23 protein-coding genes, 1 tRNA gene and 1 pseudogene are annotated in these 21,650 nt (G+C 38.8%); 14 read left to right on the forward strand and 11 right to left on the reverse strand.

Going from position 1 to position 21,650, the window contains the following annotated elements:
- The first annotated feature begins 120 nt into the window (after positions 1 to 120).
- The 7 genes and pseudogenes from accD to IPZ59_RS05535 form a co-directional block, all read left to right on the forward strand.
- Entirely contained in the window at positions 121 to 963 is an 843-nt protein-coding gene (gene accD / locus IPZ59_RS05505) for an acetyl-CoA carboxylase, carboxyltransferase subunit beta (protein WP_236138880.1), read from the forward strand.
- Between the two features lie 140 nt (positions 964 to 1,103).
- Positions 1,104 to 2,399 carry an NADH:ubiquinone reductase (Na(+)-transporting) subunit F gene (gene nqrF, locus IPZ59_RS05510; RefSeq protein ID WP_236138881.1) on the forward strand — a complete coding sequence of 432 codons (1,296 nt, stop codon included), beginning with the start codon at positions 1,104 to 1,106 and terminating at the stop codon, positions 2,397 to 2,399.
- An 81-nt stretch (positions 2,400 to 2,480) separates the two neighbouring features.
- Positions 2,481 to 3,632, forward strand: coding sequence for a formimidoylglutamase (locus tag IPZ59_RS05515; RefSeq protein ID WP_236138882.1), 1,152 nt, complete (start codon positions 2,481 to 2,483; stop codon positions 3,630 to 3,632).
- Positions 3,632 to 3,859, forward strand: a complete 228-nt coding sequence (locus tag IPZ59_RS05520; protein WP_236138883.1) for a cytochrome b5 domain-containing protein — start codon at positions 3,632 to 3,634, stop codon at positions 3,857 to 3,859. The genes IPZ59_RS05515 and IPZ59_RS05520 overlap by 1 nt, the downstream gene beginning before the upstream one ends.
- The gene (locus IPZ59_RS05525; RefSeq protein ID WP_236138884.1) at positions 3,856 to 4,698 is read left to right on the forward strand and encodes an N-acetylglucosamine kinase; all 843 of its coding nucleotides are present in this window, start codon (positions 3,856 to 3,858) and stop codon (positions 4,696 to 4,698) included. Before IPZ59_RS05520 ends, IPZ59_RS05525 begins: the two co-directional genes overlap by 4 nt.
- Positions 4,695 to 5,507 carry an N-acetylmuramic acid 6-phosphate etherase gene (gene murQ, locus IPZ59_RS05530; protein WP_236138885.1) on the forward strand — a complete coding sequence of 271 codons (813 nt, stop codon included), beginning with the start codon at positions 4,695 to 4,697 and terminating at the stop codon, positions 5,505 to 5,507. Before IPZ59_RS05525 ends, murQ begins: the two co-directional genes overlap by 4 nt.
- A gap of 508 nt (positions 5,508 to 6,015) precedes the next feature.
- Positions 6,016 to 7,182, forward strand: a pseudogene (locus IPZ59_RS05535) (pseudouridine synthase); the annotation flags it as partial.
- A 77-nt stretch (positions 7,183 to 7,259) separates the two neighbouring features.
- Here the strand turns inward: IPZ59_RS05535 and IPZ59_RS05540 are convergent.
- From IPZ59_RS05540 to IPZ59_RS05575, 8 genes are all read right to left on the reverse strand, one after another.
- Positions 7,260 to 7,619 (reverse strand): hypothetical protein, encoded by a 360-nt coding sequence (locus IPZ59_RS05540; RefSeq protein ID WP_236138887.1) that lies wholly within the window; start codon positions 7,617 to 7,619, stop codon positions 7,260 to 7,262.
- A gap of 220 nt (positions 7,620 to 7,839) precedes the next feature.
- The gene (locus IPZ59_RS05545; protein ID WP_236138888.1) at positions 7,840 to 8,427 is read right to left on the reverse strand and encodes a hypothetical protein; all 588 of its coding nucleotides are present in this window, start codon (positions 8,425 to 8,427) and stop codon (positions 7,840 to 7,842) included.
- Between the two features lie 329 nt (positions 8,428 to 8,756).
- A complete protein-coding gene (locus tag IPZ59_RS05550; protein ID WP_236138889.1) occupies positions 8,757 to 9,236 on the reverse strand; it encodes a DUF4252 domain-containing protein in 480 nt (159 codons plus the stop codon).
- Between the two features lie 8 nt (positions 9,237 to 9,244).
- Positions 9,245 to 9,769 carry a hypothetical protein gene (locus tag IPZ59_RS05555; RefSeq protein ID WP_236138890.1) on the reverse strand — a complete coding sequence of 175 codons (525 nt, stop codon included), beginning with the start codon at positions 9,767 to 9,769 and terminating at the stop codon, positions 9,245 to 9,247.
- A 43-nt stretch (positions 9,770 to 9,812) separates the two neighbouring features.
- A complete protein-coding gene (locus IPZ59_RS05560; RefSeq protein ID WP_236138891.1) occupies positions 9,813 to 10,331 on the reverse strand; it encodes a DUF4252 domain-containing protein in 519 nt (172 codons plus the stop codon).
- A gap of 5 nt (positions 10,332 to 10,336) precedes the next feature.
- Complete coding sequence (locus tag IPZ59_RS05565) at positions 10,337 to 10,762, reverse strand: hypothetical protein (protein WP_236138892.1); 426 nt, start codon at positions 10,760 to 10,762, stop codon at positions 10,337 to 10,339.
- Entirely contained in the window at positions 10,759 to 11,187 is a 429-nt protein-coding gene (locus IPZ59_RS05570; RefSeq protein WP_236138893.1) for an RNA polymerase sigma factor, read from the reverse strand. Before IPZ59_RS05570 ends, IPZ59_RS05565 begins: the two co-directional genes overlap by 4 nt.
- 267 nt (positions 11,188 to 11,454) lie before the next feature.
- Positions 11,455 to 11,527 (reverse strand) — tRNA-Phe (locus tag IPZ59_RS05575).
- 103 nt (positions 11,528 to 11,630) lie between these two features.
- On the opposite strand from IPZ59_RS05575, the gene IPZ59_RS05580 reads away from it, so the two are divergent.
- From IPZ59_RS05580 to IPZ59_RS05595, 4 genes are all read left to right on the forward strand, one after another.
- The gene (locus tag IPZ59_RS05580) at positions 11,631 to 12,965 is read left to right on the forward strand and encodes a 4Fe-4S dicluster domain-containing protein (protein ID WP_236138894.1); all 1,335 of its coding nucleotides are present in this window, start codon (positions 11,631 to 11,633) and stop codon (positions 12,963 to 12,965) included.
- Positions 12,966 to 13,086: 121 nt separating this feature from the next.
- Positions 13,087 to 13,878 (forward strand): (Fe-S)-binding protein, encoded by a 792-nt coding sequence (locus IPZ59_RS05585; protein ID WP_236138895.1) that lies wholly within the window; start codon positions 13,087 to 13,089, stop codon positions 13,876 to 13,878.
- Between the two features lie 152 nt (positions 13,879 to 14,030).
- Complete coding sequence (locus IPZ59_RS05590) at positions 14,031 to 14,213, forward strand: hypothetical protein (RefSeq protein WP_236138896.1); 183 nt, start codon at positions 14,031 to 14,033, stop codon at positions 14,211 to 14,213.
- 269 nt (positions 14,214 to 14,482) lie between these two features.
- The gene (locus IPZ59_RS05595) at positions 14,483 to 14,977 is read left to right on the forward strand and encodes a DUF4143 domain-containing protein (protein WP_236138897.1); all 495 of its coding nucleotides are present in this window, start codon (positions 14,483 to 14,485) and stop codon (positions 14,975 to 14,977) included.
- On the opposite strand, the gene IPZ59_RS05600 is transcribed toward IPZ59_RS05595, so the two are convergent.
- Positions 14,974 to 16,023, reverse strand: coding sequence for a diaminopropionate ammonia-lyase (locus IPZ59_RS05600; protein WP_236138898.1), 1,050 nt, complete (start codon positions 16,021 to 16,023; stop codon positions 14,974 to 14,976). The two genes, IPZ59_RS05595 and IPZ59_RS05600, sit on opposite strands and share 4 nt — an antisense overlap.
- Before the next feature lie 396 nt (positions 16,024 to 16,419).
- Between IPZ59_RS05600 and IPZ59_RS05605 the strand changes: the two genes are divergently transcribed.
- Positions 16,420 to 16,911 (forward strand): hypothetical protein, encoded by a 492-nt coding sequence (locus IPZ59_RS05605; protein WP_236138899.1) that lies wholly within the window; start codon positions 16,420 to 16,422, stop codon positions 16,909 to 16,911.
- A gap of 49 nt (positions 16,912 to 16,960) precedes the next feature.
- Positions 16,961 to 18,889, forward strand: coding sequence for an OmpA family protein (locus tag IPZ59_RS05610; protein WP_236138900.1), 1,929 nt, complete (start codon positions 16,961 to 16,963; stop codon positions 18,887 to 18,889).
- A gap of 367 nt (positions 18,890 to 19,256) precedes the next feature.
- On the opposite strand, the gene IPZ59_RS05615 is transcribed toward IPZ59_RS05610, so the two are convergent.
- Positions 19,257 to 19,784 carry a hypothetical protein gene (locus IPZ59_RS05615; RefSeq protein WP_236138901.1) on the reverse strand — a complete coding sequence of 176 codons (528 nt, stop codon included), beginning with the start codon at positions 19,782 to 19,784 and terminating at the stop codon, positions 19,257 to 19,259.
- A 128-nt stretch (positions 19,785 to 19,912) separates the two neighbouring features.
- A complete protein-coding gene (locus tag IPZ59_RS05620) occupies positions 19,913 to 20,515 on the reverse strand; it encodes a DUF2179 domain-containing protein (RefSeq protein WP_236138902.1) in 603 nt (200 codons plus the stop codon).
- 123 nt (positions 20,516 to 20,638) lie between these two features.
- On the opposite strand from IPZ59_RS05620, the gene IPZ59_RS05625 reads away from it, so the two are divergent.
- Complete coding sequence (locus IPZ59_RS05625) at positions 20,639 to 20,812, forward strand: PLDc N-terminal domain-containing protein (RefSeq protein WP_236138903.1); 174 nt, start codon at positions 20,639 to 20,641, stop codon at positions 20,810 to 20,812.
- The last annotated feature ends 838 nt before the right edge of the window (positions 20,813 to 21,650 follow it).

Below are 21,650 nucleotides of genomic sequence, written 5' to 3' on the forward strand. Positions count from 1 at the left end.
TTTTTTAAAGCGACCTGAGGAATGAATTGCCTCCATATTCTGGCAGTAATTTTATTTAATGGAATATACCTTTAAATTTGTAGTCCCTGAAGTTAAAATTTCAGTTCAAAAAGACAAATTATGGCTTGGTTTAAAAGAACAGATAAAGGCATCAAAACTTCCACGGAAGATAAAAAAGATGCTCCTGATGGACTTTGGTTCAAAACACCACAAGGAAATATTATCCATACCCGGGAATTAAAGAATAACTCCTATGTGTGTCCAGATGATGATTTCCATGTGAAAATTGGATCCAAAGAGTACTTTGAAATAATTTTTGATGGCAATAAGTTTAAGGAGTTAGACACCCATATGAAGTCTGGTGATCCTCTGAAGTTTGTCGATACCAAACCTTACAGTGCTAGAGTAGAGGCTAGCATTAAAAAGTCTGAATTGAACGATGCCGTCCGTTCTGCTCATGGGAAAATGAATGGCTTGGATCTCGTAGTTGCCTGTATGGATTTTGGCTTCATTGGAGGGTCTATGGGTTCAGTAGTTGGAGAGAAGATTGCTAGAGCGATTGATTATTCACTTAAAAATAAAATTCCTTTTTTGATGATCTCCAAGTCAGGTGGTGCCCGTATGATGGAGGCAGGCTTTAGTTTGATGCAGATGGCCAAGACTTCAGCCAAATTAGCATTGCTTGATAAGGCGGGTATTCCTTACATTTCTTTACTAACAGATCCTACTACTGGAGGTGTCACGGCATCGTATGCAATGTTGGGTGATTTCAATATTGCGGAGCCGGAGGCATTGATTGGATTTGCTGGCCCTAGAGTTATTAGAGAGACAATCGGGAAAGATTTACCAAAAGGCTTTCAAAGTTCTGAGTTTGTATTAGAACATGGGTTCTTAGATTTCATCATCGATAGAAGGCAGTTGAAAAACAGATTGACAACTTTGCTCAATTTACTCAACAATTAATCGATATATTCGTTAAGACTGTAAAATCTATAAAATCACAAAATTAACCTTGAAAAGGTCGATTAAATGGATTTAGTAAATATATTTGTGTTCCCAAAGTTGGGTATGTACTGAAAATAAAAAAGTTAAATTAACATTAAATGGGTTCAGTAATTATTACTTCGATTGTAGCGTTTACGATTATTATCCTGCTACTCGTTTTCCTTTTGTTGTTTGCGCAGTCCAAGCTGGTTGCTTCTGGTGATGTTAAAATTCTTATCAATGGTGAGAGAGAAATTGTAACAGCTGCTGGATCCACTTTGCTAAACACGTTGAGTAACAATAAGGTATTTCTTCCTTCTGCTTGTGGAGGGGGTGGTACATGTGCCATGTGTAAGTGTGTAATTGAAGAAGGTGGAGGAGAAGTACTTCCGACCGAAGAAGGGCACTTAAGTAGAGCTGAGAAGCAAGAAAAAGTGAGACTTACCTGTCAGGTAAAAGTGAAGCAGGATATGAAAATTCGTATTCCTGATGAAATCTTTGGTATCAAGAAGTGGGAGTGTGAGGTTGTTTCCAATTACAACGTTTCTACCTTCATTAAAGAATTTGTGGTTAAGTTACCAGAAGGTGAAGTGTTGGATTTTGAGTCAGGAGGTTACATCCAAGTAGATGTTCCCCCTGTAGTAGTAAACTTTAAGGATATGGATATTGCGCCGCATCCTGATTTGGGTCACCCGGCGGACGTTTATAAATCTGATTGGGATAAATTCCAAATGTGGGATTTAGTGATGAAAAATGATGAGGAGCTATTCAGAGCATACTCCATGGCCAATCACCCAGCAGAAGGTAATATTGTGATGTTGACGATTCGTATTGCGACGCCACCATGGGATAGAGCTAATAACAAGTGGATGGATGTGAATCCTGGTGTTTGTTCCTCCTATGTGTTTGCTCAGAAGCCTGGTGATAAAGTTACGATATCAGGTCCTTATGGTGAATTCCATATCAATCCTACTCAAAGAGAAATGATTTATATCGGAGGTGGTGCTGGTATGGCTCCACTCAGATCACATATCTTCCATTTATTCCACACAGAAAAAACAGATAGAAAGGTTTCTTACTGGTATGGTGGTAGATCCAAAAAAGAGTTGTTCTACGTCCCTCAATTTAGAGAGATTGAGAAGGATTTCCCGAATTTCCAATTCCATATCGGTTTGTCAGAACCACTACCGGAAGATAATTGGAAAGTAAAAACATCTTTAGAGGGAGAAGGTGATGGTTATGTTGGATTTATCCACCAAGTATTGTGGGATAATTACTTAAAGAACCATTCTGATCCAGATGAGATTGAATTTTACCTTTGTGGACCTCCTTTGATGAACGCTGCAGTATTAAAGCTGTTGGATGACTTAGGAATTCCGCAAGAAAATATTCGATTTGACGACTTCGGTGGTTGATCAAACAAAAAGTCCCGTTTCGACGGGACTTTTTTATTTCACTACATTTTTTACTTATTTTGGGATTACGTTTATTTACCTATGAACCTATCCGAATATTTCGATCCCATATCCGAATCTTTTTTTAACACTCGTTATCCAAATAATGCATTTGTAACATCTATACAAGTACACACAGAAAACTTTCCAGATCTTCGAGGATTGCAAATTGCACTTATTGGACTCACAGAAAAAAGAGGTATTCCCTCCAATGAAAGCGTGGAGCGTGCCGTTTTAGAAATCAGAGAAAAACTGTACAATCTTAAGAAGGGTGATGGGATTTATAAAGTTGCAGATTTAGGTAATTTGAAGAATGGGGAAGCGTATGAAGACACCATTCGTGCTATCAAGGAGGTTGGTCATTATTTAATGAGCCAACAGATACTTCCTGTGTTTTTTGGAGGTTCACATGATTTGGATCTTGGTCAGTACCTTGCTTATGAAAATTTGGAAAAGCTGGTAAGTGTAGTGACAATCGATGCTAAAATAGACATGGAGGATGAAGGCCCAAAGGCTGATTCACATTCACAGAGTATCATTTTGCATCACCCTAATTATTTATTCAATTACAGTCATTTGGCTTATCAAAGTTTTTTAGTAGACAAAGATTTGACCAATGCCTTGGAGAAATTAAATTTTGAACACATCCGTCTTGGCCTTTTGAAAGGAAGTTTGAGAGAAGTAGAACCTGTTGTTAGAAATGCTGATTTGGTTAGTTTTGACATCTGCGCCATCCAATCTTCAGATGCTCCTGGAGCGTATGAGGCCCAACCTTTTGGTTTATCAGGAGAAGAAGCATGTCAACTCTGTAGATTTGCAGGGCTGAATGAAAAGCTCTCTTCTTTTGGGATTTATGGCTATCAGCCGTATTATGATGATGCTCGGAATAAGACAGCTGCCATTGTAGCGACTATGATCTGGTATTTTATCGATGGATTTTATGAACGTAGAGATTCCCTTTCTTTTACTGGGAACGATTACTTTAAATACACAGTTTCCTTTGATCAAAGTCCTTCATTCATTGTTTTTTACAAAAGCAAACGAAGTGAAAAATGGTGGATGGAAGTGCCTTATCATACCGAAAATAAATTTGATCGAAATCATATTGTGCCTTGTAGTTACTTAGATTACCAAACAGCCCAGAAAGGAGAAATTCCTGAACGATGGGTCAATGCTCAGTTGAAATTATATTAATGAAGGCATATACAAAACAACAACTTGCCTTAAGAAATGGGCAAGATAAACCTGAGATTTGGGTTGCATACAAGGGAGTGATCTACGATGTGAGTGCTTCTAGGTTGTGGAAAAATGGCAAGCATTATGAGCATTGGGCTGGTCAGGATTTAACGGATGAATTGGCAAGTGCACCACATACTGAAAATGTTTTTCTTAAATTTGAACCTATTGGACAGTTGATATGATATTAATCGCAGATAGTGGTGCTAGTAAAACTGATTGGAGGTTGATAACCAAGGATAAGGAGATCGCTCAATTTCGGGGCATAGGATTTAATCCCAATTACCAAACCTCTGAGGAAATGGCTCAGGAGCTTAGAGTTGATTTTTTAATTAATTTGAATGAATCAGTTGAGTTGATTTTTTATTACGGCGCTGGGTGTACATCCCATAAAAATAGGATGCATGTGGAGTCAGCTTTGAGGAGCATTTTCAAAAAAGCAGAAATATTTGTGGATCACGATTTGATGGCTGCAGCACGGGCGACCTGTGGTAGTAGACCAGGCATTGCTTGCATCTTGGGTACTGGATCCAACTCTTGTGATTATGATGGTGAATTGATCGTAGCTAAGAGACCTGCACCCGGGTATATTCTTGGGGATGAAGGAGGAGGTGCTTATATTGGGAAAAAGTTTTTGGCTGATTTCATTCATGAAGAAATGCCAAAGAAGATACGGGATATGGTCATAGATAAATTTCAACTGGATAATATGCAAATCATTGAACAGGTATATCAGCGTCCTTTCCCGGGTCGGTATATGGCAAGCTTTTGTAGATTTATATCTGAGCACAAAAGTGAACCCTATTGCTACATGTTATACTATCAATCATTTGTCGAATTCTTCCAAAAGCATATTATGAAGTATGATGACTATAAAAAAAAGCCGGTAAATTTTGTCGGTTCTATAGCATTTTACAACAGTGATATCCTTCGAAGTGCTGCATATGACCATGATATTCACGTAAATTTGATATTGGAAGGCCCTATCTCTGGTCTTGCCTTGTACCATCAACAAATACTATGACTACAACAGAAAGTGCATCCTATTACGATAATTTAGAGCAAATGGAGATTTCCGAACTGCTCAAAAATATTAATCAGGAGGACCATAAAGTCCCTACTGCTATAGCCAAAACTATCCCCACATTAGAGAAATTGGTGGCAGCTATAGTGCCAAGAATGGAAAAGGGAGGTCGATTGTTCTATATTGGGGCAGGTACGAGCGGCCGCTTGGGGATCTTAGATGCCTCCGAATGCCCTCCAACCTACGGTGTCCCTCATGATTGGGTAGTGGGGATTATTGCAGGTGGAGATACTGCCATTCGAAAAGCCGTAGAGCATGCGGAGGATGATCCCAAACAAGCTTGGCTAGATATTCAAGCTTTTGGTTTCAACCCGCATGATACCATTGTAGGGATAGCAGCTTCTGGGACGACTCCTTATGTGATCGGTGGAGTCCAAGAAGCGAGGAATGCAGGCTTACTTACAGCTTGTATCACATGTAATTATCATACACCCTTAGCAGAAGCCGTCCATGTTCCTATCGAGGTAGTAGTAGGCCCTGAGTTTGTCACAGGTAGTACACGGATGAAGGCAGGTACCGCTCAAAAATTGGTATTAAACATGATTTCTACTACTGTGATGATCAAGCTAGGCAGGGTCAAGGGAAATAAAATGGTGGACATGCAACTTTCCAATGAGAAATTAGTGAAAAGAGGAACTAAAATGATTGTAGAGGCAACAGGTTTGGATGAATCCGTTGCAAAAGAAGCTCTTCTGACCCATGGTTCTGTCCGAGCGGCCGTTCAGGCATTTTACAACAAAGTAAATTAATCCAAACATTTTATCTACCTTTGCAGTCCATTTGCCTTAAGCTCTTGTAACTGAAAGTGAATGGGTTAAATTAATCCAGCAGAGATGCTGCATCTATATGAAAAGAGATAATAACAAAAGGCCATCTGGGGATGGTCAGGGTCGAAGAGGCTCAAACGGGGATAGTGCTAAAAGAAATTTTTCCAAAAGCAATTCCTCAGACAAACGTTTCAGTGATCGGAATTCAAATTCAAAGAAATCTGATAGTTTAGATCAACATTCATTTTTTAAGAAAAAAGCAGAAGGGCAAGAGAATTCTTATCCCAAAACTAGAGGAGGGGATGAGGGTGAGTCTAAAAAGCCCTACGGTAAATCTTCCGAAAAAAAGACCTACGGAAGAGCTTCTGATCGATCAAATGATGGGAAAAAATCTTTTTCTAAGTCAGGTGAATCTAAATCATATGGTAGTTCAGATGATAAAAAACCATTTGGACGTACAGATGAAAAAAAGTCCTATGGAAGGTCTGATGCGAAGAAAACCTATAGCAAATCTGATGGTGATAAGCCTTATGGCAGATCAGATGAGAAAAAAAACTTCAGTAGATCAGACGAAAAAAAGCCATACGGTAAGTCAGGTGAACGAAAGACTTACGGAAGAAGTGATGATAAGAAGTCGTTTGGAAGGACAGATGAGAAGAAAACTGAGGAAGGGAAAAGCTATTCTGCTTCCAGAGAATCAAAATCATATGGAGATAAGCCTTCTTTCAAGAAAGATGGAACTGTAGAAAAGCCTGAGGGTAAGGCAGTTTACAGAGGAAGAGGAAAAGATGAAAAACCGGTTTTTGATTGGGTCCCTAAGGATGACTCCTCCACTGAAAGACCTAGGAAAAAAAGATTCAAAAATCCATTTGAAAAAGGAGCTCCTTCCGAAAGACCGGAGTACAACTTTGAACGTTTGGAAAAAAATCATAACAGGGAAAAAAAATCTGATGACATTCGGTTAAACAAATACATTTCTAATTCAGGGATTTGTAGCAGAAGAGAGGCCGACGAACTTATTACCAAAGGTGAGGTGAAAGTCAATGGTCAAGTCATTACTGAGCTAGGCTATAAAGTTGCCTTGACAGATAAAGTAACGTATAAGGGGAAATTAATCAATCCTGAGAAGCCGGTGTACTTGCTGTTGAACAAGCCAAAAGACTTTATTACTACTACGGAAGATCCTATGGAGCGTAAGACAGTAATGCATTTGGTATCTAATGCATGTGAAGAGCGGGTGTTTCCAGTAGGAAGGTTGGATAGGAATACAACAGGGTTACTACTATTCACCAATGATGGGGAATTAGCGGCCAAATTATCCCATCCATCTAACCAAATCAAAAAGATCTATCAGGTTACGTTGGACAAGCCAATCACCAAAGGTGATGAGGAGGCTATACTAGAAGGCTTAACTTTGGAAGATGGAGAAGTGCAGGTAGATGATATGCAAGTGCTATCAAAAGACCGGACTATTTTAGGTTTGGAAATCCATGTTGGTAAAAATAGAATAGTTAGAAGGATATTTGCACACCTCGGCTATGAAGTTATAGGACTAGACCGAGTGATGTATGCAGGTTTAGATAAAAAAGATTTACCAAGAGGTAGATATCGATTTCTTTCTGAAAAAGAAGTAATCCGATTGAAATTTTTCTTATAAAATAGTAAGGCTGTCCCACTCGAAAAGGACAGCCTTTTTTAATTTACTTTTATTTCAACTGAAATTAGCAACTCGGATTAAAGCTGAAGTCTTTGGGAAAAACCATCATCTGTTTTTAAAATGACTTCAATCTTACTTCTTGAATTTACTCCTTTAATTTTGTAACGCTTCAAAAATCCGGTGCTATTCTCGACCTGATATTCATGAACCAATTTGTTGTTTTTATAGACATGTACCGTCATATCTTTAGGAAGTAGCGTGTTCACTTTCAATCGGAATTGGTTGAAGTCTATTTTTTCTAATTGCGAAAACACAACAGGTTGAGTGCTTTTGGCTGTAACATTTGGTATTGCACGAACATTTGCTTTGCCATCATCAGCAGTAAATAGGGGTGCGCTTAAGGATAAAGTGCAAATTAACAGAATGATAGTTTTCATAATTTTTTGAGTTTAGTTGGTTTGTCAGTTAATTTATTTGTGTACCATGAGTATAAAATAAACTAAAACAGTTGGTTGTTGATTAATAATTACGGTTGTATGGCTTTATAGTTTAGAATTGACTATCAAAGGTTTATATGCCTTATATAAATTTTGTTAATGAAAAAAGCCCCGAAATCAATCGAGGCTTTCATTAACATAGCAAACTTTCTTCACAAAATTATTTCACGGCTATCAGTTGAGAAAAACCATCTTCAGTTCTAACCAAGAATTCAACTTTTGCTCTAGGGTTCAGATTTTTAATTTTATACACTTTTTGAAACCCTTTGCTATCTTCAATATTTTCCTCGTGAATCAATCTGTTGTTTTCAAATACATAAACAGACATGTTTGAAGTCAATAAAGAATTTACCAATAATTTAAATTGATTATTTTCCGTGCGTTCAACTTTTGAGAAAACAACAGGCTTATTTATTTTTGGAGTTAAATCAATGAATTTTTGACCAACTAGATCAGTGCCATCCAGTACATCCATTCTATAAATACCTGGTCCTAAGTTGGAGAAATCGTAATACTTAGAAAAGGCTTGTTTTGTATTGATAACATCTCGCTGAATCATAGTACGGTTTTCATTATAGATTCTAACGACAAGGGTACTAGCGGTATTTTCTCCATACAATAGCTGTAGCTTGCCTTTTTCAATTTCCCTCAAAGAAACTGCACTTTTTTCTGGATTCCCTGATCCAGGATTTGCAACGGTAACCATACTTATCAGCATGGCAAACACCAATGAATACATTGTCTTCATAATAATAGTTTAATAGGTTTAATAAGTTTCGATTGGAATCGTCCTTGTAGTGGGGACGGGTTATTTGGGGGGACTTGTCAACTTTCTTGTCTTGTTAACGCTACAAAGTTGGAGGAAGTTTCAATTGAATACAAATAATTTAAAAAAAATATTGATTCATTAATAATATGGTAATGAATACTCGCTTTTGTTGCAAAATAAAAAATACTCTTTCTCCGCAATCGGTTTCCCAGAAAAAAATTAGTTCTTTGCAGAGGGCTTTACCAAAGAAAATTTTTTTCACTCACCGGCTACGAAATCGTATACCGGTAAGTGAAATTCTATGCTAATCAATTAAAATTTTTGCTTAGGGAAGCCAAAGAAGCACTGTCAAAGTCTCCTACTAGTTCAAATACCATGTGTTCTCCACTGTCTCCGGCTACCAATACTACCACATCTTTGATGCGATTGGATCCTTTGGTAAATACTTGGATATTGCTCGTTCTCTTTCCTGCCTCTATCATCAATTCAAAATTTTCTTTTTCAAGCCCTTTCGCCAATGCTCTTAACTCATTTGAAGCATTGGATGAAGGAAGTTTGAACATTTTGATGCGTTCTAAGGAGTTCGAGAGTAAGTTGGCCCCCTCATCATTTAATTCAATATTCATCCCTTTGGCAAAATTCATAAAGTTGCCGCCTAAATCAAGATGGAAGAAATCCGGGTTGGATTGATACTTTTGATACATATTGGCTACAGATTTACTCTGAGCAAAGCTCCTTTGCACAACTAGCAAACCGAGAATCAAGAGTAATATAAGATGTTTTTTCATAGTTGGTATTAGTTAGTAAGTGTTTCCTTTAATTGAAATTGAAGTCTGTCTTTTTCTTGTATAGCTGGCTTATATTTGAAGTACATCAGTTCATACTTTGTTGGTGTAGTTGCAAGGAAGTATACTTCTTCTTTTTTTGCTGAATTATTGGAGACCATGTAAAAAATTTCCTCTCCATTTATCTGTTCAAAAACCGATTCAAAATTGCCAGCAGTAGTTGTATTTAGTTTTTCCATAAGCATTTTTCCAGAAATCTGTTCTTTCAGATAAACGGCAGACTGCATCTGTTCAAAATTATTAAAATCGATTACCAACGCTGTGTTTTCTTCAAATGACAGCTTGTAGGATATTTTCATTTCCAGATTACTCATTCCAGGAATTATTTGATCACTTTCAAAAGGCCATAGAACCTTTATTTCCACAGGTGTGACTAGGTTTTCATTAATTGCTTCATAAGGATTGATCTGAGCTTGAAGAGTTGGGATAACCGCCATCAATATCAGTGAAGTCAGGATAAGCGCTTTATTTTTCATGGGGTTTTTAGTTATTCTATTTTATTTCACTCGTGTTTCTACGTTATTTCCCTTTGTACTTTTCCATCCCAGGGATACTTGTCTTATCCGCGAGAATATTCAAATCCTGGTAAGTAAAATTCCCTAGCATGCTCATTAATGTGAAACTTTCTTTGGAACCCGTAATCATTAATAATTCTCTCACACGACCATTTTCTTCCCGCACCATAAATTTGACGCTTGCGTCTTTGTCTTGTACGTCCATCAGGTCTTCATATTTATTTTTGGTCAATGTGCCCATGGCTTCTTGGTAGAATGATTTCCCATTAACTTTGTCAGCGGATAAAATTCGAATCCCCCGGATTTTGGAAATCAAGTCCCCTAGGTCTTTGGATTCTTGGTCAGAAACCTTATCCGACTTCAAAAAACCACCTGCCATTTGCATCATTTTTGGGCTTATATATACCCTTGAAAACCGATCATCTTCCATATATTTAGAAAAGAACTTGACGATGGCATCATCTTGTGCTTGCACAGATCCCATGAGGAAGAGGCAGAAAATTGCAAAGAAATATTTTTTCATATGTTCTATTTTTCAGTATCAAATAAATTAATGGGCGCTTGTAAGTGACGCAGTTCGTGCAAAACTTCCATGCTTTCACTTCCTTTTTGCATATTTTCTTGAATAAGTGATAGCGCTGCAATCACCTGTTCGTATGCCTCTCGTTCTGCTTTTCCTTGTTGATGCTGAAAGATTCCATAAGCCACACTTACAACGAAAGCTATACTCGCAGCATATCCTAGCCATGGTCTTTTCCAGATAGGTATGCTTATCATAGGTTGCTCAGGATTTTTTCCGTCTATTTGAGAAAACTCATAGATCCCCAAGAAAAATTCCTTGGCAGACTCATACCCATCAACTTGTCTCAGAAGCAGTTTCAGCTCTTTTTCTTCTTCCAAGCTCGTTTCTCCCTCCCAATATTTATGTATCAATAAGTCTATCCGTTCTTTCATTTCTTTCCCATTAAGTAGACTTTCAATTGCTGTCTTGCTCTAAATAAATTGACTTTTACTTGTTCCAAACTGATATCCAAGTAGCTGCCTATTTCTTCGTAGGTTAACCCCTCTACTTCCCTCAGCTGAAATACTTCACGTTGCTTATTTGGAAGTTTATCCATAAACCTAAGTACCATTTGGATTCTATCAGTCCGTTCATCTTCATCAGTTTTTGCAGGATCTTCTAGATCCAAATCCCCCAGTGAATCGATTTTCCTAGTTGAACGAAAGTGCTGCATGCTTTCATTTTTCAAGGTCTTTACCATCCATGCCGTAGGGTTATCCATACTTTCTAAGTCATTTTTCTTGACCCAAGCCTTTTCGAAAACTTGCTGTAACACATCATTTGCAACCTCTCGGTCCTTGACCCAGAGATACGCCATCCGATAGAGCTTGCTCTTTAAAGGCCAGATATGTGTTTCAAAAAATGACTTCATTCAGGAAGATGATACATAGGATGTAGAAATGTTACAGAAAAATGCGAAAAAATTATCAACTTAGAATGAATTTAAATTATTCCTTGAAAATAGTATGCAAGCAGACTATTTTGTATTTTGCGACAGTTATATTAGAAGAGAAATGAACAGGTGTCAAGTGAAAAATTTAGAAAGCCTAGAAATGAAAAAAGTCCCGAATTGCTTCGGGACTCGTGGTGATGAGTGGGCTCGAACCACCGACTCACGGATTTTCAGTCCGATGCTCTACCAGCTGAGCTACATCACCGTCTGATAAAGTGATGCAAAGGTAGGAATAAGAAGTTTTCTTGCAAATCATTTCAATAAAAAATTTATCATAAACCCAATCAAAAAACGCTAAAACGAACAATATGAGTATTTTACCTCAACTCCTATTTATCCTAATTTTAGGTGTGGCAGGGTACATTTTGTACAAACGTGTAACCTTTCTGCGCCGAAACATCTTTTTGGGGAAAAGAGAAACCCGAAATGATCAATCAGACAAGCGTTGGCAAACCATGTTACTGGTCGCCTTTGGACAACAAAAAATGTTCAAACGATTTGTACCTGCTTTTCTGCACTTGTTGATTTATGTGGCTTTTGTGGTTATTAATCTCGAAGTCCTAGAGTTCATCATTGATGGTCTAACTGGCTCTCATAGAATTTTTGCTCCTTTCTTAGGGGCAGCATATGGTGTAGCCATGAACATGTTTGAGTTTTTGGCCATCGCTGTATTGGTTTCTTGTGTGGCTTTCCTCATTCGTAGAAATGTGATGAAGGTGGAGCGCTTTACTAAACCTGAAATGAAAGGCTGGCCGGCTATGGATGCCAATTTGATTTTGGTGATCGAAATTATCTTGATGTTTGCCATCCTAACCATGAATGCTACAGACCAATTGTTAGCTGAGAGAGGTGTTGAAAAATACACCTTATTAAATGGATTGGTATTTAGTAGCCTGATTCAGCCGCTATTCGCAAGCATGAGCGATGGGGCTTTGATTGCAATTGAGCGTTTTGCTTGGTGGTTTCACATTGTAGGCATTTTGGCTTTTGCGATTTATGTAACCTATTCCAAGCATTTGCATATCTTCCTTGCTTTCCCGAATACCTGGTACTCCAACTTGAAGCCCAAAGGTGAAATGCAAAATATGGATGAGGTAACCAATGAAGTCAATATGATGTTGGGTATCGCAACTGAAGCAAGTGCTGAACCACCGGCAGAAATCGGAAGATTTGGCGCAAAAGATGTCAATGATCTCAGTTGGGTGAATGTCATGAATGCCTACAGCTGTACCGAATGTGGTCGCTGCACCTCAGAATGTCCGGCGAATTTGACTGGTAAGAAACTTTCCCCACGTAAAATCATGATGGATGTCAGAGACCGTGCTGATGAAGTGGGTAAGAGCATCGACGCAGGAGGTCCTGGTCTTGAGGACGGCAAATCATTATTAGGAGATTATATCACCAAAGAAGAAATCAACGCATGCACTTCCTGCAATGCTTGTGTGGAAGCCTGTCCTGTCAATATCGACCCACTGTCCATCATCCTGCAGATGAGAAGATACGTGGCTATGGAAGAATCCGGTACTCCTGCTCAATGGAATGCCATGTTCCAAAATATGGAAACCTCCTTCTCCCCATGGAAATTTGCCCCTACGGATCGATTCAACTGGGCAGATCAGGTGAAAAGTGAAGAAATAAAATAGATGCGAGAGTTTAGAAGCGAGAGATTAGAAAGTGTACTCTAATTTCTTGTTTCTCGTCTTTGTTGTCTCGCTTCTCGTCCCTGCTTGTAGCAGGCAAGTCTAATCTCTAAATGTCTAAAAAATGTCAACATATAAAGTTCCAACAATGGCCGAAATGGCCGCTTCCGGTGAAACCCCTGAAATCTTGTTTTGGGTAGGATGTGCCGGTTCTTTCGATGATCGATACAAAGCCGTCACACAGGCTTTTGTCAAAATATTAAATAAAGTAGGGGTAAGCTTTGCCGTACTTGGCCCTGAAGAAGCTTGTACAGGAGATCCTGCCAGACGCGCAGGAAATGAATTCCTTTTCCAAATGCAAGCTGTTGCCAATATCCAAGTGATGAATGGTTATGAAGTAAAAAAGGTGGTAACTGCCTGCCCTCACTGCTTCAACACGATTAAAAATGAATATCCTGCTTTGGGTGGAAATTATGACGTAATTCACCATTCACAGTTTCTGCAAGAACTGATCAACCAAGGCAGAGTTGTCTTGCAAGGTGGGGGAGAATTCAAAGGCAAAAAGATCACCTTCCATGATTCCTGCTACTTGGGTCGTGCCAACGATGTCTACGAAGCGCCACGTGATGTGATCAAAGCCTTGGATGTGGAGTTGGTAGAAATGAAGCGTTGCCGTACCAAAGGTTTGTGTTGTGGCGCTGGTGGTGCACAGATGTTTAAGGAACCAGAGAATGGAAAAAAAGATATCAACATCGAGCGTACCGAAGAGGCGTTAGCTACAGGAGCGTCTGCGATTGCCGTTGGCTGTCCATTTTGCTTGACCATGATGACTGATGGAGTGAAAAATAAGGAGCGTGAACACGATGTGAAAGTCTATGACTTGGCAGAGATGATTGCCAAGGATATGGGGATTTAAGAGTTTACGCTAAGGTTTAAACCCGGCAGGTTTTTAAAACCTGCCGGGTTTTTTGTGACATTTTCATGAATACCACTCATTAAAAGGCTTAATTACTTGTGCCTTAAGAGCCCAGCAAGTATTTTTATTGTGTACTAAAAAAAATTAGCCTAATGAAGCTCATTCTTTTTATCCTACTTCCCATGTTTGTTCCCTTGTTTATTCGAAGGCTCAAGTTTCTTTCCTTAGCGATACAATCAAGTCAGCAATCCTATATGAAAGCTCAATTGGCTTCCTTGTTACTTTTTCTAGTAGTTGCCAGTGTTCTTGCCGTCTTCATGGTGACTGTTTTTTAGCTAGGGATAATTTACCCTTATTTTGTCACAAGAAATCCTCAAAACTACCCTTATTCTGTTACAAATTTTTATAAAATTTACCCTTACTTTATTACACGAAAGACAAAAAAAAATGCCCTTACTTTATGACAAACACTTAGATTGATGAGTTTTAATAGGCAGATTTTCAGTAAATTGATAGAATGGAAGGATTCTTCCAATAGAAAACCTTTGGTACTCAGAGGAGCGAGGCAGTTTGGCAAAACTACATTGGTCAAAAGTTTTGCGGCTTGATACCCCCTGTACAATCGGATGTAAAAAAATCTCCAAGACTTCAATTCTTAGACACGGGTTTAGTCAATTATTCTTTAGGAATTCAAGGGCAACTATTGAAAATGGACGAATTAAGTGCCGCATTCAAGGGTGCACTGATACCACACTTGGTTACGCAAGAAATAATTTCAATACAGGATTTAACAGACCAAAAACCTAACTTTTGGACGCGTGCGAAAAATCAATCCAGCGCAGAGGTAGATTTGGTGTATCCTTATGAGGGTAAGCTAATTCCTATCGAAATCAAATCAGGTGCAACCGGCTCTTTGAGATCATTGCATCAATTCTTAGATGCAGCAGCCCACAGCTATGCGATTCGGGTATATGCAGGAAAATTGGAAGTCATAGAAACAAAAACTCCTGCGGGGAAACCCTACAAACTACTCAATTTGCCCTATTACTTAGGAACTCAGATTGAACAATATGTTGCTTGGTTTATAAAAAATCACTAGCGACCTACGATTGTATCAAAACTGTCGGTATCCGTATCTGCTTCAGTGTTGAAGAATAATATGTTGCTTTCCTCTGAGATTTGTAAATGATTTTTCAACACCTCAAAAGCTGGCTCTTCCATCAAAGCAAGAAAGCCTGCCAATCCAGCTGCCCCAGATTCTCCCGCCACAATACTTGGGTCACTCCCTGTTGAGTGATAAAGCAGTTGCATGGCTTTTTGAGCATACTCATCAGAAATTGATAAACAGGCATTTGCACCTGCTTGGATAATTTCCCAAGCACTCAAGGATGGCAATCCACAATTGAGCCCAGCCATGATTGTTTCAAAAGAGCATTCGGGTAGGATTCTTTTTCCTGCTTGAAAAGAAGCCCACACTCCATTGGCTTCCAATGGTTCTACTAACACAATTTTTGGCCTCCTTTTCCCATAGCGGCTGAGATAGTAATAAATGCCGGATGCTGCCCAGCTTCCTACCCCTGCTTGTAAAAACACATAGTCTATCGAGGGATCAGGTAATTGATGAATGCTATCTTCGAGTTCTTTGAAGTGAGTTAGATAACCCGCCATGATGTAAGCAGGGATTTCTTCGTATCCTTCCCAGGCTGTATCCTGAACTAAGGTCCAGTGATTTTTCTGACAAAGCTTTTCTGCTTCTACACATGCATTGTCATAAGTACCGTTGATTTGAATGACTGTAGCTCCTTCTGCTTCTATCGCTTGTATGCGCTTGGAGGTTGTATCTTTTGGGACAAGAATGACCGACTCCTTACCAGCAATTTTTGCAGCCCACGCCACTGCTCTCCCATGATTCCCATCTGTAGCTGTACAAAAGGTTTGAATATTTGGATTTTCCTGCAAGATTTTATGGATGGCAAAGGAAGCACCTAGGGCTTTAAATGCTTTCAAACCAAATCGCTGACCCTCGTCTTTAATCAAGATATTCTCGACACCAAATTGTTTTGCTAATCTAGGTAACTCAATTAATGGAGTTGGATAATAATTAGGTAAGCTTTGATGGTAAGTCAAGGCCTCGCTTTTTTCCATGATTTTTGTTGTCATTGATTTGGGTATCAAGTCTTTTGGCTGGTTGATAAAAAAAGGAAGCATAGGATAGTTTTTATTGAATTATGAATCAAGGTACAAGAAACTACGGAAGCAAAATTTTAAACACAGATAAAAAATCAAGATACTCACAGATTTACACAGTTTGTTTGCTGACGCAAAGTTTCTCTTCACCTTCATTTTTTTCAAAAAAGAGTTCACGGAACGGCGCCAAGAATGAACGCAGCGGACGCAACAGTTGAGTTAAATTCTAAAAATATAGCGTTTTCTTTACTCCAAACTAAACCGTTGTCAGTCGACTGTTGACTGTGGACTTTTCAAACCAAGAACTATTTTTCCCAAAATCAGCTTATTTTAGCAAATTATTACACTACTACTATGTATTTGGAATTTGAACAAATGCCAGAATATGCTCGGGTCTGGGTGTATCAGGCAGACAGGAAGTTTACAGCAGAAGAGAAAACTTGGATTTCGAGTAGATTAGAAGCTTTTTGTGCACAATGGAATACCCATGGCTCTATGATGCCCACATCATTTGAAATTTTCTTTGACCAGGTTATCGTCTTGAGCGTAGATGAAAGTAGACTTGGAGCAAGTGGATGTTCGATAGATAGTTCAGTTCGTACCTTGAAAGAAATTGAAGATAGATTTGGAGTGAATCTCTTAGATCAGGGCAAAGTTTCTTATCAGGTTGGAATAGATAATCTTGCGGTTACTTCAGCGTTTCAAATAAAAAGTCACATTCAGGAAGGAATGCTAACTTCTGAAACCCTTATCTTGAATCCTCTCGTTAAAACAAAGGAAGATTTGGGTAAGCAATGGTTGATTAAAGCAAAAGAAAGTTGGCTAAACAAATACTTCTCGAATTAATTATAAATTATGTTTTATATTTAGTCCTGCGAAAAATCTCAAGCAATCAATGAAGGCAATAAACCTGTTTTACAGTCTGCTACTGTTTTTGGTAGTTTCATCCTGCACCTCTGTTATGCAAAAAGGATTGAATCAGTATTCGGCAGGTGAATATCAAGTAGCCTTAAATACCTACACCAAGGTTTTGGAAAAAGACCCAGACAATGCTGCAGCTAATTTATACGTAGCTGAAAGCTACCGCCTATCCAATCGTATCGAACAAGCGATTCCCTACTATGAAAAATTGGTTGAGAAGGAAGAGACCTTTGATAATTTGTATAAGTTAGGTAGGGCCAAGAAGAGTGTAGGAGATTATACAGGGGCTAGGGAAGCTTTCGAAAAAGCAAGAGATCTGACACTGGATGACAATCATCAGAAATTATTGGCCTTAGACCTAAAAAATCTTGACGAGATCGAGGCGATTGAAGATTACTTTCCCTACCTAGAGCTTGAAAATTATCGGTTGTTAAATACCCCTCAAGCTGATTATGCTCCTTTTGTTAATGGGGGCCACTTGTATTTTTCTTCAGGAAGACAGAGCTCGGCGGTGTATAAAGGTACAGGCACTCCTTATCATAAATTATTTCGTACTCGAATAGAAGGGACAAGAGTAGATGTCCAAAATGTGCAGGCTTTACCAGAGTTTAGAAATGAGGAAGGTCTCAATCAGGCAGCCTTAACCATGACTCCCGATGGCAATACCATCATCTATGCTAGAGGGAATTCTACATCCAATAAAGATTTGCCAGAAGTACAGTTATTTGCTTCTTATTTTAGAGGCGGGGGATTTACTCAGCCGATTTGGATGCCAGTGAATGAGGATGAGTTTTGGCACAATACTTCGCCTATGATTAGCCCGGATGGCACTGAGCTTTATTTTGCATCGAATAGGCCTGATGGACAAGGTGGATTAGATCTATATGTAGCTACCCGATTGGCTAATGGTGATTTTGGAAATGCAAAAAACCTGGGACCTCAAATCAATACCCCTGGAAATGAAATGTTTCCTTACCTTGCTCCTGATGGAAAACTCTTTTTTGCATCGGACGGCCACCCTGGGTTTGGAAAGTTGGATTTGTTTGTAGCCGAGCGGACAGATAAAGGTTGGGAAGTGAAAAATCTTGGATCAAATGTCAATACAATTAAGGATGATTTCGGTCTATTCTTTACCAAGTATCCTACGGAGGGCTTCCTGAGTTCGGATAGAGAAGGGGGGATTGGAGATGATGATATCTATGTCTTTGAAGACAAGACTCCCAAACCAAAAATTATCAATGTATTGCTAAATGTAACTACGCTTGAAAATAAAGAGGATGGCACAACAGCTACTTTACCTCAAACACGCGTAGTCTTGTATGATGCGGCCAATAAAAATATGGGAGGAGATTTCTCCAACCAAAATGGGCGTCTACGATTTACTTTAGCGCCGGATGCAAACTTCACAATTATCGCGAGCAAATCGGGTTACTTCTCTAAAAGTATTACCTATGACACTAGAGGTAAAACTCCACGCGTAGAAGATTTGGTCCAAGAAGTGACCAATATTACCTTGGATACGACGATTGTGTTAGATCCATTGATTTTGGAGCGTTCGATCGTGTTAGAAAATATCTACTATGATTTGGATAGAGCTGAAATCAGACCGGATGCAGCATTGGAGTTGGATAAGTTGGTGCAGATCTTGAAGGATAACCCAGCTATTCGCATTGAGCTGAGTTCGCATACCGATGATCGAGCAACGGATGCGTACAACAATAATCTTTCTCAAAGACGTGCTGAGTCTGCTGTAGCATATCTTGTGTCAAAAGGAATAGACGCTGATAGATTGGTAGCCAAAGGATATGGTAAGCAGCAGCTCATCATCCAAAATGCGAAAACTGAAGAAGAGCATCAGGTCAACCGACGAACTGAGTTTAAGGTTATTGAGATTAAACAATAGGTTATTAAAATATCAGACAAAGGGGTGTTTACGAAAGTAAATCCCCTTTTTTATGGGCACAAAGGCAAGGTTCACGCGAATTTGTCTGTCGACAAACAGGAGCTCAAAGGCGCAAATTTTTTATGCTACCAAGGCACGAAGGCGCAAGGGGAGGTTTTTCGCTAAAGCAAGTTAGTTGATATGGATTAATTAGGGTCGTTTTGTCAAGCTGAATGCTATTGTAGAATGCGGTTTACCCGCTATTTCTTTGGTTACTTGGCGTAAGGCTTTGCTCGCTTTGCGGTTAATTAACTTCAGTTGGTTGGGAAAAAGAAAAAAAGGGGGGTCTTCCCCCTTTAGATTTCTTGAGCTGCAATATCAGCTTGGTTTACTTTCTTAACCGAATATTTCTGGTCAAAGAAATACCGATATTTTGAATGTTTTCCTGACTAGCTTCTTGAATTAAAACAACGTTGTAATATGCAAAAATATTCCAGTTATCTCCATGATAACCTGCATGTGGTCTTGCCATAATCCCTCCCTTGGTATTGGAAGAATTAATGATAAATGAATACCCAGCATCAATACCAGTAAAAAAACCAGTGGAAGCAGGGTAATATCTATACATAATTGCCAAAGGTATTTCGCCAATATCCTTGATGGTACTTTCAGATGAAAAATAATTGGAGTAGCCGGATTTGATACCGATGCCGGAAGATTTGGTTTCTAAGAATTGCAAACTAGCATCTAATCCTAATACAAAAGAACTTTGGATTGTGGAAAAGGGAACTCCTGCATTGATACCTACTTTAAACCATGTATTCTCGCTACTTACTTTTGAAAGATCTGGACTTTGTGCAAATGCTTTGCTTGTTATTAATATCAAAATCAATAACGTATAACTTAATTTTCTCATTTAAGTAAGGTACGTCTTTAATCATCAACAAAAGCTTTTTATTTTTTTGCTCGTTGCAAACCTTTGCTCCCCATGCCAAAAATTAAAATCAGCGTCCAATCTGCTCAATCTCCTATATCCGCGAGAGCTTACTTTCGGAGTCTACTCCACACCTTAGTAGTAAATCGAGGGCGATCTTCCATGACGTTTAGATCGTCTTCACTTACCCGCTTCACGCTTTCGATTGTGTAAAATGCTTTGTCATTAAGGGATCTTACTTTATCGATATATGCCTGGAGATCCTCTCTTTTCATGACCGTAAATAATAAGTTCACTTTTCCGTAGCGACCCTCTGCACCTACGCTGGTGAATCGGAAGTTCTTGTCCTTCATATAGTCAATCAACTCAGGCATGGGGGTAGGGGTAATTACGCGCACGAGTACTCTTCCTAAAGCTAATTTTTCTTCCAAAGTCATCCCCACAAATGTTCCCATAGCAAAGCCGCCCGCATAAGCGATGTAGGACATAGGGTTGTTGATGTTTTGAAAAATCTGGCCTATGGCCAACAACCAAATCATCGCCTCAAAGAAGCCTAAAATAGGCGCAACTTTCTTTTTTCCTGATAGTACAAACATGATCCTCAGGGTATTGATAGATACATCCATCACCCGTGCACAAAAAATCAATAGGGGCATGATGACAAAATCAAAAATTTCTTTGGGGATACCTAGGCTTAGAAAGTACTCTTGCATGGGGCTTCATTCATAGTGAATTGCAAAGGTACGGGCTTATTCTTAGGAGTAAAAATGGGCTCCAAAAAATTTGATTATATTACGCTTATGCTTTAATTGGCATAATACTAAATTTTAAAGCAAATGTTTGGACTAGGAATTATAGGCTTTTTGATTTATGCCTACACTATTTATGATGTTGTTACTGGTAGGTTTGGCAACTCTTCCGATAAGATTGTATGGATTTTAATTGTAATATTTCTTCCTCTATTGGGTACCATTTTATGGTTTCTGTTTGGTAGAAAAGGAAGGCTTTAATGAGGAAAACCACTATTCTAGGGTTTCGACCCTAGGATAGTGGTTTCTTGGATTTTTCCTCGCTACGTTCGCAGCGTATTCGCCACGAACGCAAGTTTTTTTTGATACGCCCCCAATATCCCATTATCCAAATATCAATCAATATCTTTTTTACCAATGATTTTCACAGATCACCACAGATCCTTCGCTGACGCAAATCGGTATTGGACCAGGATCCACTATTTCCATTTATTTCCACCTTATTTCACCTTATTTCAAAATACTAGTTCACGCCAAGCCCGCTACGAGTATCGCCACGAGCGCAAAGATTTTTTTTGATATGCTCCTCCAATATCTATAAATATCAAATATCAATGAATATCTTTTTTCACCACTGATTTTCACAGATCACCACAGTTGCTTTGCTGACGCAAATCGATATTGGACCAGGATCCACTATTTCCATTTATTTCAACCTTATTTCAAAATACTAGTTCACGCCAAGCCCGCTACGAGTATCGCCACGAGCGCAAAGATTTTTTTTGATACGCACCCCAATATCCTATTATCCAAATATCAATCAATATCTTTTTAAGCCACTGATTTTCACAGATCACCACAGATGCTTTGCTGACGCAAATTATTATTTGGCCACAATCCAATATTTCAATTTATTTCAATTTATTTTCACCTTATTTCAAAATACTGGTTCACGCCACGTCCGCTACGATTATTGCCACGAGCGCAAAGATTTTTTTTGATACGCACCCCAATATCCTATTATCCAAATATCAATCAATATCTTTTTAAGCCACTGATTTTCACAGATCACCACTGTTGCTTTGCTGACGCAAATCGA

Source organism: Mongoliitalea daihaiensis (genome assembly GCF_021596945.1).
Taxonomy (GTDB): domain Bacteria; phylum Bacteroidota; class Bacteroidia; order Cytophagales; family Cyclobacteriaceae; genus Mongoliitalea; species Mongoliitalea daihaiensis.